This window comes from Ignavibacteriales bacterium (genome assembly GCA_026390795.1).
Taxonomy (GTDB): domain Bacteria; phylum Bacteroidota; class Ignavibacteria; order Ignavibacteriales; family Melioribacteraceae; genus Fen-1258.
Map to the genome: position 1 here is coordinate 82,318 of JAPLFG010000001.1, position 16,180 is coordinate 98,497.

Consider the following 16,180-nt stretch of genomic DNA (forward strand, 5'->3'; position numbering starts at 1 on the left):
TAACTAGAGGAAAATAAATATGGAAACGCGATATTTACCAAATCAAACGGGCTTTGCTCGCTTAACAACGGATGAGCTCCGCCCGGCTTTTGTTTTTGAAAATCTATTCGAGCATAATAAAATTTCTTTAACTTATCTTGATACTGACCGCGCAATAATTGGTTCGGCAGTTCCAACTGATAAACCATTGAAATTAGAAAGCAGCAAGAAAGAAATGGCAGCTGATTTCTTCTGCGAACGCCGCGAAGTAGGGATAATTAATATTGGGAATGCTGGTTCTGTTTCGGTTGACGGAAAAGAATTTACTTTAGAAAACAAGGAGTTGCTCTACATTGGCAGAGGATCTAAGGAAGTTTTTTTCTCCAGTAAGAATTCTTCTCAACCAGCATTATTTTATATTGTTAGTTATCCCGCGCATAAAGAATATCCAACTGTACAAATGACGAAAGAGAATGCCGATTCGCGTCAGCTCGGCACACAAGCTCAAGCCAATGTTCGGAAACTATCCAGATATATTCATAAAGATGGTGTTCAGAGTTGCCAGCTGGTAATGGGATTTACAGAACTTGCTGAAGGAAATGTCTGGAATACAATGCCTCCGCATACTCATCCTCGCCGCTCTGAGATATATCTTTATTTTAATCTCAAAGATGATAATATTGTTGTGCATTTGATGGGCGAGCCGCATGCAACAAGGAGTGTAATCATGAGAAATCGGCAGGCAATTGTCTCTCCTGCATGGTCGGTCCACAGTGCAGCCGGGACAAGTAATTATACTTTTGTCTGGGCAATGGGTGGAGAAAATCAGGCATTCGATGATATGGATGCAGTTTCTATGACTGAAATACTGTAGAGGCATTAATATCTCCAGAAATTTTGATTTTAATGAAATTAAGTGAGATGTATTATTGGATAGACGTATTATATCGGTGATACTTGGCAAATTTGTAATTTTTGTATCTAAGTTGTTCTAAGAAAGAGGGAGAAGAGTAGATGTGGATCAGGTCTTGAACACAATTAGAATTTTTGAACTTATTGGTATTTTATAAAACATTAACGAGAATAATTTTTTTTAGGCGGTATATTTATTTTAATTCTTGACAATGATTAAAAAACTTATGAAATTACGTAAGCGATAAAGTAAACGATTAATTCAGAGCGATTATTCAAATTAATTTTATTATTTGGTTATTAGTTGCAAAAATTTAAAAGCTATTCATCTCGATTTTTTGCACTTAATAGTGGTTCCTAAATTTTTTTCAGTCTTTACATAGAAAAATTTTTATTTGTTTTAGTATCGAATTATTACTCATTTCGGTGAGCACATAAATTAAGGCTACAATCAAATGAATCTTTAGAAAAGAACTACAAGGAATTAAATCTATGAAACCAAAATTTACCAGTCTAATATTAATTCTCTTCTCATTTATAATATCAACAAATCTTTTTGGACAAAGTACACTACATGGAGTTGTAGTTGATTCTTTAACTCAAGAAGCATTAATAGGTGCCAGTGTTTCGATTGTTGGTACGGCACTTGGAAGTGCTACCAACATAGAAGGGGAATACAGAATTGTAAAAATCCCCGCAGGTAATTACAATTTGAGAATCTCTTACGTTGGTTATAAGAGTAAGCAAATCCTGATTACTATTGGTAAAGAAAGCGTCATTAAATTATCGATCCAATTGCAGACTGATGTTATAATGGGAAAAGAACTTGTTATATCCGCACAAGCACTTGGCCAGGCCGCAGCTATCAATCAACAAATTAATTCTAATACAATAATGAATGTTGTATCTGAACAGAAGATTCAAGAATTACCGGATGTTAATGCTGCTGAAGCAATTGGTAGATTACCTGGTGTCTCGATTATAAGATCCGGCGGAGAGGCAAATAGAATTATTTTACGCGGACTGAGTGATAAGTTTACAAGTTTTACTATTGACGGAATAAAAATTGCCTCAACAGATGCTACAAGTAGAGGATTAGACTTATCTACAATATCGCAAAGTTCTTTAGCCGGAATTGAGCTATATAAAGCATTAACGCCAGATAAAGACGCTGAAGCGATTGCCGGAAGTGTAAACCTTGTTACAAAAAAAGCTCCGTCTGAAAGAGAACTTACCGTGATTGCTAAAGGTAATTACAATGATTTAATGAACTCATTTAAACAATATGATTTTTCAGTTAAGTATGGTGAAAGATTTTTTGATAATTTACTTGGTGTTCAAGTTAATGGTAATCTTGAGCAAAAAATTCGAAGTAGTGAAAAAATAGACCTTGATTATGACCAAACTATAGTTAATCAAACAGATTACGTAATTAACAATTTTACTCTTGAATTTACAGACGAATTAAGAACAAGAAAAGGATTCAGTTTTTTGTTTGATTATGACACTCCCGATAATGGGACTATTAAATTGAATACTGTTTTCAATAGTACAAAAAGAGATTTTATGCTGCATTCCAGAGATTATCCTACAGGTGGCGGTACAGGCGGATCAGTCACATATTCTTACAGGGATAGAGAACAAGAAATGAGCACTTTTAATACCGCGTTAACCGGGGATAATAATCTGTTCGATTTAAAAGTAAATTGGGGATTATCTTTTGCGCAATCAGTTGCAAAATTCCCGTATGATTATGAACTCGATTTTCTTGAAGCATCAACAAATACTTCGGGAATGAAGGCTAACTACCCGCGAGTAAAAACCAATCCGGAGGTTATTATTCCATTCGCTTGGAACAATTTTGCCAGCTCTACCTTATACAATGCTTATTACCGTACACAGAATAATCTGGATAAAGATAAATCTGCATTTCTAAATCTAGCTTCTAATTATTCTTTTGATACTTGGTTAACGGGCGAATTAAAAGGCGGTTTAAATTACAAAGCTAAAACCAGAACAAATGCCAATTCTGAACGATACGCACCTTATTATTTGGGTTATTGGAGACCTTATGAACAATTAGATGATGGTACCATTAGAGCCAAGGATCTAAATAATACTTATTTTGAAGATTTCTTCAAGAGATATCAAGCTAATCCCTTAATCAATACATTATCCTTGAGTGAATTTTTAGATTCTACGCCTCAATCGAGAAATATGTATGATCTCTATAATCTGTACCCCTTAATTGATAAGGATAAATTGCGTCAGTGGTATGAAATTAATAAAAATGGTGTTGACAAAAATGGTAATGGAAAAGAATATTATAATGATCCTTCGGTAAACGCCAATTCTTATGATATAACTGAATCTGTAACATCCACTTACTTAATGAATACTCTAAACATTGGTCAATCAGTAATTTTCATTGCTGGAGTAAGAATAGAGTCAGAAAACAATAATTATAAAAACAAATACTCAAAAGTTGACTTTACCGGATTCCCGGTTCCACTCGATGATACAAGAGACACTACATCATCCTACACTCAAACAATTGTACTTCCAAATTTTCACGTTAACATAAAAGCAACTGATTTTTTAAACATACGCCTCGCAGCTTATAAATCATTAGCAAGACCGGATTTCACAATGAGATTGAATTCATTTTTTGCTTGGCGGCCATCATTAGTAGGATCTGACAGACAACTTATTTTGGGTAATCCATTATTGAAAACAGCTGAAGCGTGGAATTTTGAAATTAATACTTCTTTTTATGGTAATGATATCGGTTTATTCTCTATATCGGCATTTTATAAAGAGATTGACAATATGTATCACATGCTGACTCAGTTTAACACTTCTGGTAATACTATGATTGAAAGTCTTGGCTTAAATTGGAAAACTATTTTTCCATTAACTCAAACTTATCAATTAACGGCGCCTTATAATTCACCGAACCCTACTAAGGTTTGGGGATTTGAAATTGAACATCAGATTAATTTTTCTTTTTTGCCAGGGCTTCTAAAAAATATTGTGTTGAGTTATAATGCATCCCTGGTAAAATCCGAAACATGGCTTATAGGGGCTGTAACTGATACAGTATTTGTACAGGTTCTACCTCCTCCATTTCCCAAAACACCTACTTATGTGCAGAGACCAGTTCAATTAAAACAACAACTGGAAAATCAGCCGAAGTTTTATGGAAACATTTCACTTGGGTATGATATCGGTGGTTTTTCCGGAAGAATCTCTATGTACACTCAGGCTGAATACAACAGTTCGTATTCGCCTACAGGACGTGGAGATGCGGTTGTAAGCGGTTATACAAGGTATGATTTAGCTCTCAAACAAGTTCTTTCTGATAACTTATCTCTAATTCTTAATTTAAGTAATCTATCTAATATTAAAGAAGATAGGTATATAAACAATCGTGTCAATGGTTACAAAATATTAAATACAAGTGAATTGTACGGACTAACTGCTGACTTTGGAGTCAAAATAACTTTATGAAACTAATGGATAAAATTTTTCTTTAAAGGTATTATCTCATAAGCGAGAAATATTAATTAACTTTCATTAATCAGGAGGCAGTAATGAACAAAAAGAAACTATCATTTATTTTTATCCTCATGTTGTTTGTGTCATCGTTGGCTTTCGGTCAAGTATTACAACTTAGACCATTTGATGGTACTCCGAGTTCATACATAATTGCTCAAATTAGAGCAGACACAACAGCAAACCATGGTATTCTTCCCACAAGAATTTACGAATTAACAAACGGAGGGGTTTATCTTTCAACTGAAATTCTTACACTTAACGGGACCAGTGTGAAACTACGATTAAGAGCACCGGCTGGACCCAAACCAATTATTTATTTATATCCAACAGGCACCGGTGCAAATCCACAAAGACCTCCAGGAAATTTTGTTGTATTGAACGGCGCTAGTATTGAATTTACAAATATTGCTATTGCCGGAATCTTTGAACCAACACCGACAGAAATAAACAATATGCAAGGTGGATTAATTAATACTACAGGAGTTGGCAGCAGAATTATTTTAGATGACTGCATACTTACAAACACTAATGGTAACCACGTTAGAACCGGAAGCAGTACAAAATTAATAAAAGTAACCAATTGTATTTTCGCAAACATGGGTTCTTTAACAACATCAAACTTTGGAGCTGGAAAGGGATTTGATCTACGCGAACAAGCATGCGATTCATTGATTTTAGTTAATAACACTTTTACAAATTACCAAGACCGGGTAGTCCGTCATCTTAATCTTGCTACTGGTAATACAGTGACAGGAATCTTAGGCTATGCTCTTATAGATCATAACACATTTTTAAATGGTATGGGATTCCATGGATTACTCTCATTAGGAAATGTTGGGAAAAAAGTACAGATAACAAATAATTTATTTGTAGATGCATTTGCCTTAGGTGCGGATTCACTCGATGTAACCCGCAACGTTGAGTTTAATAATACAGGTGAAAAATATCCTAATGGACAAAATACAATGCCTTGGATATTTACGGCCCCTAACGATACTACTGTTTGGAAAGTCGAGAAAAATTACTACAGTACTTCAAATGCAGGTTTGGCTTTTTTCGCTGCTCATCCACGTCATTTTGAAGGTGCACAACTTACAAACCATATTTTATCTCGTTTAGGCAGCGGGGCAGCAACAGCTTTTACAAAAATGACCAACTTCAGTTTAGTAAAAACTCCTAAGCTAATGATAAATTTGATGAACTATTATATTAGTCCAACCGGCGGTAATTACACAAAGAATGTACCGGGGTATAATTATTTAGTTAATGATATGGATCGTAGAACAATTCAATATTATCGTGATACATTAAACTGTACATATGAAATTGCATACCCGGCTTATCGAGGTGGAATAGGCGGCTATCCTGTTGGCGATCTAAACTGGTTTCCAACTCAAAAAATAGATTGGGAAAATGGTATTGGATTAGGAGTAGAAAAAACCGATGCATTGCCCACTACATATTCACTTTCTCAAAACTATCCTAATCCGTTCAACCCGACAACAATGATTGAATTCTCAATTCTTAAATCCGGTTTTTATTCATTGAAAGTGTACAACTTGCTTGGTCAAGAAATTGCAAGTTTAATGAATGGAGAATTAACTGCGGGCACTTACAAAACCGATTTCGATGCAAGCAAACTCTCTTCCGGTGTTTATGTTTATAAATTGAGTGGTCCAAATGTAAGTATCGCTAAAAAGATGGTATTGATGAAATAAATTAATTCCAATTATCAAAAGGCCCGACTTTCAGAAGTCGGGCTTTTTAAATTTATCTTTTCTGCATTAACGCGCCCAAAATGAAACTAAAAATTCTTTTATTAATTTTAGTCACTTCACCGCTTTTAACCGCTCAAGAAATAAAGATTAAAAAGGAAGTACCAACTGATACTTCATTCACACTTATTGGTACCGCTCAAAAAATCGCAAAGGATTTCCCATTCGCTAGACTTGTTAAACAAGAATTACAGAACGGAGTAATTGAGAAAAAAAATGTTGTCTACTGTTCTTTAGGAGACAGAAAACTTCATCTTGATATCTATTCACCTAAACAAAAAGATAATAAAAAATTCCCGGGCGTAATATTAATTCATGGCGGAGGTTGGAGATCAGGTGACCGTTCAATGGAAGCTCCGATGGCTCAGCAGCTGGCACTTCACGGTTATATAGCTGCGACTGTTGAATACCGTCTTTCACCGGAGGCAAAATATCCGGCTGCAATTTATGACTTGAAATCTGCGGTTAGATGGATGCGCTCGAACGCAAATAAATTTAATATTGATTCGAGTAAGATCGCTGTTTATGGATCTTCTTCCGGAGGTCATTTAGCAGCGTTTCTTGGTGCTACAAATGGTTTGAAAAAATTTGAAGGAACCTATGGTAATCTCAATCATTCGAGTAATGTACAAGCAATAATCAATATTGACGGTATACTTGATTTTACTGATCCGGCTGAAAGCGGTAAAGATAATGATCCCGAAAAACCTTCTGTTGGAAAACTCTGGCTTAGTTATTCATTCAAAGAGAGACCCGCACTTTGGAATGAAGCATCCCCGTTAAACTATGTTGGTAATAAAACACCGCCAATTATTTTCATTAACAGTTCAATTGAAAGATTCCATGCTGGGAGAGAGACATTTATTGAAAAACTGAAGATTTACAATATATATTATGAAGTTCACACAATACCGGATACTCCGCATACATTCTGGTTGTTCCATCCATGGTTCGAGCAAACCTATAAATTAATCTGTGCATTTTTAGATAAAGCTTTTAAGGGTAATAAGCTCACTAATAGTGTCAATTTGAAAACTCTATCATATTCCACTTTTAATAAAATGGTTTTATTATTATATAATTCGAGAAAGTGAATCTCACTTCTTTTCAATTACTTACTGTAGTTCATCATTTAAAAATATTATTTTGCTTACAGATAATTTTAAGTATAGAACTTATGGGAAAAATTTACTTATCGACATTTATTCTTCTTCTTTGGGTGCAATCTTTGCCCGCTCAAAACGGAATTGTAAAAAGTTATTATGCCGATGGAACAGTCCAAACCGAAGCATCATATGTAAACGACGTTCTTGACGGGGCTGTAATAACATATTTTTCAAACGGGAAAATTGAAACCGAGAAGAACTACAGCCAGGGAGTTCTTGACGGATATATAAGAGAATATTATTCGAGTGGATTAATGAAAGAAGAATATTTTATTAATAAGGGAGTAAAAGATGGTTCTTATAGGAAATTTTTAGAAAACGGAGATTTGAAAGAACTTTCTGATTATTCCAGCGGAAAACTTGTGAGCCGTAAAATATTCGAAACCGTTTCAGATTATAAAACTAACAGTGACAAAACAATTGCTGCCAAAGCTGATACAACTGTTGTTAGTATACCCGAATATGAAATTGCTAAAAAAGAAGAAGAAAAAGTTATACCTGAATTTGAGCCTGAAATATTATGTGATGTACAAATCTGCCCCGTACCTATTGGCGGAATGAAAGGTATTCAAAATATTCTCATCTATCCGGAACATGCATTGCGCTACGGCATACAGGGAACGGTTACAATTATTGCGACTATTAATAGTTCCGGGGATGTGATTAAAACGCAAGTTCTAAAAGGTCTTGGATACGGATGCGATGAAGCCGCTCAAGAAGCGCTTCGAAAAACAAAATTTGTTCCGGGTATCAACGACAATAAAGCAAGTGAATGTAATGCAACAATTCTTGTCGAATTTAAGATCATTGATAAAAAATAAAGATTAATTATTTACTTATTAGCAATTTGCTGCTCTGTTCAAAAAGCGTTTTTAATTCACTCTCTAATGTTCTTCCACGGTCTCTACCATACCAGAGATGAAGTTCTTCAAGAAATTTTTCTTTTTCCATCCCTTCATTTTTAAGTCGGGTTACAAGTTTCTGCGCTTCTTTTGGACGCGCTCCCCACTGGAATAATTCATTGCCATCTTCATCAAAAACAACAAGTTTCGGAATGCTTCGAGACATATTATCAGACAGATAGAGATCCATAATATCTAAGTTAGAATCTCGCAAAATTATTCTAAGATTTATTAAAGGGTTACTCTCGGCAATTTTAGCAATGTAAGGAAGGTTTTGTGCTGAATCTCCGCACCATGATTCAGAAATAACCATCCATATCTGCGGAGTAGAAATTTCTTTTATTAACCCGAGAAGTTCTTCATTCATTTTATATGTTCTTAAAATTCTAGATACTCTCTGATAATTTAGTTTTACCATATGGAGATCTTCTTTCTCCTTGACTGTAAGGTTAGATAGATCTGATACTTCTGAATCTAATCTCATCTGCTCAAAATATTTAGAAAATGTTAAAGAATTATGCACTCTTTTATCTATAAAAAATTGATGAATCATTTTATCTCCGTTTAGTTTATTCCGTTATGAAAATTAATCAAGAATGTTGTAGTAATTATAAATTTTATGCGCCAAAATTGTATTCAAAACAATAATTAATGTCTTCTTCAGTGAACAATTCTTTCGGTAATTGGTTTATTTTCGTTTATTTTCAGCATTATTTTAATGGCACATTCCTTGTCTTTAAAAGTCTGTATTAAACATTGAGGTACGTCATGAAAAAGACAATATTAATAACAACCGCACTCTTAATTTTTATGAGTATGAAGTTAGATGCAAAACCTGACGTAGGGATTTCATTTAATTTCTTTTATTCTTCACTTCGACCGTACGGTGATTGGATTCAATTGGATAATGATCTAGTTGTATGGCATCCAAACAGAATAGATAATCAATGGCGCCCTTATTCGAGAGGGCGCTGGAGTTGGACTTCAGATGGCTGGTATTGGGATTCGTATGAACCATTTGGATGGGCTACATATCATTACGGAAGATGGTTCAATGACGATTATTACGGGTGGATCTGGATTCCTGATTACGATTGGGGACCTTCGTGGGTAGAATGGAGATATGATGATGATTATATTGGCTGGGCGCCTCTTCCTCCATATGCAAGTTTTAATATCAATTTTGGAATTCATTTTTCGATCGGCTGGCACTCACATTACAATTATTGGAATTTTGTCGGGTACAGCAGATTCTACGACCGCAGAGTCTACAATTATTTCTTGGATGAAAGAGGTTGCGCAAGAATTTTTGAACGAACTAAATATCGAACAAATTATTATTCCAACCGTGATAGGATTGTAAACGGTGGAGTAGATCGGTCACTAATAGAACGAAAAGGTGGTTACCGGATAGCTCAAAGAGAAATTTCTTCAGTAGATAACTATCGTGACTTTGAAAGGAATCGTGAAGTACGGAGTGATAGAGTTACTGCTTACAGACCATCAGAAAGAGAAGTAGAAAAGAGCCGAAGTATGGATCGATTCGATTTCAAACGCGGCGAAAATCGTTCTTCAATTGAGAGAGACAAAATAAGAATTCCTATCACTCGTGAAGAAGGTAGAAGTGTTATCAACGACCGCACCAGAGATAGAAACAGCGACGTAAATATTGAACGTGATACTAAAAACGATGAGAAACGTATTCGTGAAGAAACTAATCGTATTCAATCAAATGATCAATTAAAAAGAAACGCTGAACGCGATCGTATCAGAATCGATGCTGAAAATCAGAGAATAGAAAAGGATCGCAATCAAAAGAGGGATGAGAGTATTAACCAAGAATCAACACGGGAACGCCAACCGGTTTTTGATCAGCCGAAAAGAACCGAACGACAGTCTAATCCCGAAAGAAGAGTTGAACCGAGACGTGAACAATCCTATGAAAGACCTGAACCAAGAATGGAAAGGGGAAATGATAGAGGCTCAAACAAAAGCGAACGAGAATCGAAAAAATCTACTGAACGAAAAAGGTAGAAATATTGAGTCGTCCTAAAATAGGTTGACTGTTATTTAATGAACCTCTCTACGTAGTAGAGAGGTTTTTTTTATTTGTCTCGTCCTGAAATAAGTTGACTACGCCCAACAAAAAATAAAAGAGAGCCAAAATGAGCAAAGACTACTACAAATCTTAAAAGCTCTTTTATATTAAGTAAGAAAGTCCAAAGTAATTTATAGTATGGATATGGTCACAACAAAGTAGCAGTCTCCATTGAAGAGTGATGTAAATATCAACAGCACACTGTTGTATATACTTACACTTTTCTCTTATCTCATCGTTTAATAATTCGACACCAATCTCATAACTCTATATTTATCAAGAACATATAAAGACATTTACAAAAATAAAATTCATGGTATGGTTATTGGGTATTAATAGCTACAATTAAATGTTACAAGGAGATCATCATGATTGCATTTTTAGTCATACTCATTTTAGTTTTTGTTGCTGTTGATTTACTCGTTCGATTTGTAATCGACCCGTTAATTATAGCATCAAATAAGAAAAACAAAGTTGCAAAATCATTCACTCCGAGATTCGACCCGTCGGTTAAACTTGCAATCGAGACAATGTATGACGGCGGTAAACCGCATAAAGAAGGAGAATCGGGAAGCGCAACTACGGATGAGAAAAATCCAAATGATGCAGAGAAAGTTTAAAACAATTAAAATAATGAAATGACTTATACCAAAAGGATTCTATATGGTCGCAATTTTTGTTCTGACAGCGTTTTTATTTATCCTCTCAGTTGATCTGATTGTATTAAAAATCCAGAGGAAAAATCATCCGGCATTTGTTCCGCCATTGACTTTGCATGATGTAGAAATATTTAATGGAAATATTTTTGCTATTCCCGCGAATATAATTATTTCGAAAGGGCATACTTGGCTTAAGAAGAATACAGACGGGATAATTGATATCGGAATTGATGCCTTTGGAACGACGGCATTGGGGACGTTATCAATTCTAAAATGCGCGGAGGTAGGCAAAGAGCTAAAACGTGGAGAAATGATATTCGAAGGCGCTTACGGAAATAAAATCATAAAATTCCAGTCTCCTGTTAATGGAATTGTAAAATCTCTTAACGCAAATATAATTGGAAATAAAATCTCCGAGCCATATGAGACATGGGGCGTTCAGTTAATATCAAAGGATTTTCCTGAAAATCGGGAACTGTTTTTTTCGGGAAGAGAAGCCTTAAACTGGATGAAAAAAGAATTTATCAAATTAAATAATTTTATTGATAGTCATTTGCCGAACGTAGAGATGGTCGGAACAACTATGTATGATGGAGGATCTTTAACGAACGAGACTGCCTCTTTATTAGTTGACCAAAGTGCATATGATTTTGAAAAAGAATTTCTCTCATTATAAAAACCGGAAATTATATGTCACAAGAAAACGGAATACTCTTTGATGTTACGCTTTGTGTCGGATGCGGTTCCTGCTATCAGGGGTGCAAAGAGGTAAATAATCTGCCCCAAACAAATGAAGATTTTTTAAAAGATCATCTCTCAGATAAAACTTTTACAGTAGTTGAAGAATACGGTGAAAATTATGCTAGAAAACTGTGCATGCATTGTAATGAACCGGCTTGTGTTTCTGTATGTCTGGTTGGTGCAATAAAAAAGAGCCCTACCGGCGCAGTAGTTTATGATGCTGATAAATGTATCGGATGCAGATATTGTATGCAGGCTTGTCCTCATAAAATTCCCCGCTATGAATGGGGAACGACGAAACCCCGCGTACGCAAATGCAATCTTTGCGATGAACGAGTTAAAGCCGGTCAGTTGCCCGGTTGTGTCGAAGCATGTCCAAATGAAGCCACGCTGTATGGCGATATTAATCAACTTGTTGCAGTGGCCAAAAATAGATTGAAATACAATCCCGAGAAATATTATCAGCATATATACGGTCTTGAAGAAGCGGGCGGTGGTCATGTCCTGATCATCTCGCCTATACCATTCGAGCAGCTGGGGTATACTCCGAAATTGCCAAAAGAATCAATGCCTGAATTTTCAATGAGGGCAATGAAACAGATTCCATCGGTTGTATTAGGTGGAGGAGTATTCCTGAGTGCGATGTATTGGCTTACAAAAAGAAAAAATCAAATTGCAATTGAAGAAAAAAATACTACTAATGGAAATTAAAGCATATGAAAGTCAACGATATTTTAAAACCTACATTTTGGAAAGTGGTTTCAGTTATAATCGTAACAATGGGTTTATTTTCAACTTATTATAGATTTTCTCGAGGACTAGGTGCAACAACTAATCTTCATGATGCCGCACCATGGGGTTTGTGGATAGGGTTTGATTTTCTAGGAGTCGGACTCGCCGCTGCAGGATTCACAATCGCAGCTACGGTACACATATTTCACATCCATAAATATGAGCCGTTGGTTAGACCTGCAATCCTGACAGCTTTCCTCGGATATTCAGTTGTGGTTTGCCTTCTAGTAGTAGATCTAGGGAGACCGGAAAATTTTTGGCATCCGCTTATAATGTGGAATATTCATTCAGTAATGTTTGAAATAACATGGTGCTTAATTTGTTATACAACGGTACTAATTTTAGAGTTTGCCCCGGTTGTCCTTGAAAAATACAATCTCAAAGCGCCAATAAAATTTCTGAAAATAATCTCCATACCTGTTGTGATTGCCGGTGTTTTATTTTCGACTCTTCATCAATCATCTTTCGGTTCATTATATTTGATAGTTCCTGGAAGACTGCATCCGCTATGGTATTCAGCATTGCTCCCTGTGCATTTTTATATTTCATGTATTGCTTCAGGCTTGTCTATGATAATCTTTGAGTCATATCTAATTGCCAGAGCTTTTAAGAAAGAAGATCAATTTAATAATCCCGAATTAAATATGAATATTTTATCAGGGGCGGCTTATGCTGTTTTTATAGCTTTAATAGCCTGCTTTTTGTTGAAGATTTATGATTTTGTTGAAAACGGAAAACTAATTTATTTGACGATACCTTCAACTGAAACATCACTTTTCTATTTGGAAATTTTGATTGGAACCATTGTCCCGATCTGTTTGCTCAGCAACAAAAAGTTTAGAGAAGATAAAAAATGGCTCTACCTAATTTCGATCTTTGTTATTTCCGGATTAATTCTTAACAGATTCAACGTGAGTATTACCGGTTTAACTGCCTCTTCGGGAGTAAATTATTTCCCATCATTTGACGAAATAAGCATTACTTCAATGCTTGTAGTATTCGCACTATTTGCTTTCAGACTGATCGCTAAAAACTTTAAAGTTTTTATTATAGAAGAATCCAAAGACTTGATAAAGGAAAGAGTGCCAATAAATTAGAACTAATAATTTTGAGTAAATGATATGAAAAATGAAAATGGAATCAAGAGCAATTATGAGATGCTGAAGTGCATCTGGATGGCATCTCATGTTATCGAGTATAAATTATGCGATAACCAATTTGACTGTGAAAAATGCCTGTTTGATAAAGTTATGCGCAATTTATTGAATGAAAAAGAATCACTGTCTACCGGTATATCGAGTGTTGTAAATATTATCTCCGACAAATTGCAAAGCATCGAATACGATAATCAAGTTATTTATCTAAAAAATAATTTTGTCGCTAAGGAAATCTGCCCTAATACATTTTATCTCGGCATTAATCCTGTCTTAATTTGCTTTCTTGATTCATTAAGCTCACTTATATTGTTTGGGTGCGGGGAAAATATTTTTGCTGGTCAACAATTAATTCAAATTTTTGGTCCGTGGGGTGAGATTAATCTATCAGCACCTAAGAATTTTTTAATTCACGATAAAGTCGGCGATTCAAATGACATTCCCTGGAAGTCTCAATGGTTTGCGATAATTGGTTGCGATAACCACGATATTAAAAACGGCAGCTTATCCAAAGAGGAATGGGGTAGAACACATAGTAGAGCTATTGATATTATCGAGGAGATTAAATTGAAGGTGCCTACAGTCGGAGAAACAATGCATGACGGTGGAACCCAAATCAAATCTCTTCACCAACTTCTCGGTAGTAAAAAATATGCAGCTATATTAAATTCTTTTAACCCTTAAGAAGAAATTGTTTGAACACCGACCCACCGTCCACTTTTATGATGCTCATTATGAGTTCTTGACCCCATAATTTACCAGTTTCATTCATTATAAAAATAATAAATCTATCTAATTGAGTGAAAGTATCTAAAGTATTATCTAATTTTAAAATAGGAATTAGAGGTTATGAAAACAAAAGTTCTAAATAAGCTAAGCGTTCGACTTATAATATCTATTTCATTTATCCTGATTAGTATTCTTTCGGTTTATACCTACTTTATTATTAAAAATCTTGATAGTTATTTAACTGATACAAGATTCCAAAGCGCGTATAGTATAAGTGACCTGATAAAAAAATCAACCCGATATAGTATGCTTCTGAACAGACGTGAAGATGTTCATGAAATTATTAAAACATTGCGTACTGAAATTGGTGTTAAAGAAATCCGCATTTACAACAAACAAGGTTTAATAATTTTTTCCACAAACCCTGATGAGATCCTAAAAAAAGTTAATATGAAGGACGAAGCTTGCATTGCCTGCCACAACAGTTCAGTTCCGCTAAAAAGTTTAACAAACCAAGATAAAATTAGAATTTATAAAAATTCAGAAAATACACGAGTTCTTGGCCTAATTAATCCAATTCAAAATGATCCAGATTGTTCAAACGCGGACTGTCATGCCCACTCGCCCAAAGTTAATATTCTCGGTGTTCTCGACGTTGTTGTTTCGCTTGAGCAGCTTGATTCAATAATCCAAAACAGTACGAGGAAGGTAATTTTAGGTTCGGTTTTTATTGTCGTTGTTATTTCATTTTTTTCCGGTTTGTTCATAACAATTTTAGTTAACAAACCAATTAAAAAAATAAGAGTAGGCATTGAAGAATTAGGAAACGGAAATTTGGATTATAAAATTGGAATTAATTCTAAAAACGAACTAGGACAAATGGCACGCCGGTTTAATGAGATGTCAACAAAACTTGATGAGGCTTATAAGGAAATAAAAAATTGGTCGGAAACTTTGAATGACAAAGTAAATGAAAAGACGGAAGAACTCAAAAATATTTACAACCAGGTTAATCAAATTGAGAAGTTGGCTTCACTCGGAAAATTATCAGCAACTGTAGCGCATGAGTTGAATAATCCGCTTGCAGGAATTTTAACTTACAGCAAATTGATAACAAAAAAGTTACAAGCTTCACAGAAAGACTCTGAGCATTCAAAAATTATTGAATATTTAGAATTGATTTCGCATGAATCTGCCCGCTGCGGACAAATTGTAAAAGACTTACTGATTTTTTCGCACTCTGAATTGGATGAATATGCAAAAGAAAACTTTGTAAAAATAATCGATAATAGTGTGGCTGTTATAAACCATCATCTTGAAATAAACCGCATAACTATAATCAAAGAATTCCCTGAACTACCAATTGAAATTTACTGCAACGCATACAAAATACAACAGGCTCTGATGTCGCTTCTGATCAATTCAATTGAAGCAATGCCTAATGGTGGAAAAATCACACTTAACTTAACACTTGAAAAAAATAATATTGTTCTTAGGATAATAGACGAAGGCATAGGAATAGCCGATAAAGATTTGCCTCATATCTTCGAACCGTTTTATTCAACAAAAGAAGCTTCTACAGGTACCGGGCTTGGACTGGCTGTTGTCTACGGAATTGTTACTAATCATAAAGGGAAAGTAGAAGTAGAAAAAAGTTCAAATCAAGGTACTACGTTTAAAATAGTATTGCCACAAAACGAACAACTTGCTTAGCA

The 16,180-nt window shown here is 35.0% G+C and carries 13 protein-coding genes; 12 read left to right on the forward strand and 1 reads right to left on the reverse strand.

Features of this window, described 5'->3' with window-relative positions:
• The first annotated feature begins 19 nt into the window (after positions 1-19).
• The 5 genes from kduI (at position 20) to NTX65_00305 (ending at position 8,211) form a co-directional block, all read left to right on the forward strand.
• On the forward strand, positions 20-853 hold the full coding sequence (gene kduI / locus NTX65_00285) for a 5-dehydro-4-deoxy-D-glucuronate isomerase (protein ID MCX6167750.1): 834 nt from the start codon (positions 20-22) through the stop codon (positions 851-853).
• Positions 854-1,383: 530 nt separating this feature from the next.
• Positions 1,384-4,401 (forward strand): TonB-dependent receptor, encoded by a 3,018-nt coding sequence (locus NTX65_00290; GenBank protein MCX6167751.1) that lies wholly within the window; start codon positions 1,384-1,386, stop codon positions 4,399-4,401.
• Between the two features lie 83 nt (positions 4,402-4,484).
• Positions 4,485-6,167 (forward strand): T9SS type A sorting domain-containing protein, encoded by a 1,683-nt coding sequence (locus tag NTX65_00295; protein MCX6167752.1) that lies wholly within the window; start codon positions 4,485-4,487, stop codon positions 6,165-6,167.
• 80 nt (positions 6,168-6,247) lie between these two features.
• The gene (locus tag NTX65_00300; GenBank protein MCX6167753.1) at positions 6,248-7,318 is read left to right on the forward strand and encodes an alpha/beta hydrolase; all 1,071 of its coding nucleotides are present in this window, start codon (positions 6,248-6,250) and stop codon (positions 7,316-7,318) included.
• 83 nt (positions 7,319-7,401) lie between these two features.
• Positions 7,402-8,211, forward strand: coding sequence for a TonB family protein (locus NTX65_00305; protein MCX6167754.1), 810 nt, complete (start codon positions 7,402-7,404; stop codon positions 8,209-8,211).
• Positions 8,212-8,218: 7 nt separating this feature from the next.
• On the opposite strand, the gene NTX65_00310 is transcribed toward NTX65_00305, so the two are convergent.
• Positions 8,219-8,845, reverse strand: coding sequence for a thioredoxin family protein (locus NTX65_00310; protein MCX6167755.1), 627 nt, complete (start codon positions 8,843-8,845; stop codon positions 8,219-8,221).
• A 215-nt stretch (positions 8,846-9,060) separates the two neighbouring features.
• Here NTX65_00310 and NTX65_00315 point away from each other — a divergent pair, with 215 nt between their 5' ends.
• The 7 genes from NTX65_00315 to NTX65_00345 all read left to right on the forward strand — a co-directional run bounded on the left by NTX65_00315 (position 9,061) and on the right by NTX65_00345 (position 16,178).
• Positions 9,061-10,326, forward strand: coding sequence for a hypothetical protein (locus NTX65_00315; GenBank protein MCX6167756.1), 1,266 nt, complete (start codon positions 9,061-9,063; stop codon positions 10,324-10,326).
• A 432-nt stretch (positions 10,327-10,758) separates the two neighbouring features.
• Positions 10,759-11,010 carry a hypothetical protein gene (locus NTX65_00320; protein MCX6167757.1) on the forward strand — a complete coding sequence of 84 codons (252 nt, stop codon included), beginning with the start codon at positions 10,759-10,761 and terminating at the stop codon, positions 11,008-11,010.
• 43 nt (positions 11,011-11,053) lie between these two features.
• Positions 11,054-11,725: a hypothetical protein gene (locus NTX65_00325; GenBank protein MCX6167758.1), complete on the forward strand. Its 672-nt coding sequence runs from the start codon at positions 11,054-11,056 to the stop codon at positions 11,723-11,725.
• Between the two features lie 14 nt (positions 11,726-11,739).
• Positions 11,740-12,501 (forward strand): 4Fe-4S dicluster domain-containing protein, encoded by a 762-nt coding sequence (locus NTX65_00330; GenBank protein ID MCX6167759.1) that lies wholly within the window; start codon positions 11,740-11,742, stop codon positions 12,499-12,501.
• Between the two features lie 5 nt (positions 12,502-12,506).
• The gene (gene nrfD, locus NTX65_00335; GenBank protein MCX6167760.1) at positions 12,507-13,679 is read left to right on the forward strand and encodes a polysulfide reductase NrfD; all 1,173 of its coding nucleotides are present in this window, start codon (positions 12,507-12,509) and stop codon (positions 13,677-13,679) included.
• Positions 13,680-13,703: 24 nt separating this feature from the next.
• Complete coding sequence (locus NTX65_00340) at positions 13,704-14,420, forward strand: hypothetical protein (protein ID MCX6167761.1); 717 nt, start codon at positions 13,704-13,706, stop codon at positions 14,418-14,420.
• Positions 14,421-14,585: 165 nt separating this feature from the next.
• Positions 14,586-16,178, forward strand: a complete 1,593-nt coding sequence (locus NTX65_00345) for a HAMP domain-containing sensor histidine kinase (GenBank protein MCX6167762.1) — start codon at positions 14,586-14,588, stop codon at positions 16,176-16,178.
• Positions 16,179-16,180 lie beyond the last annotated feature (2 nt).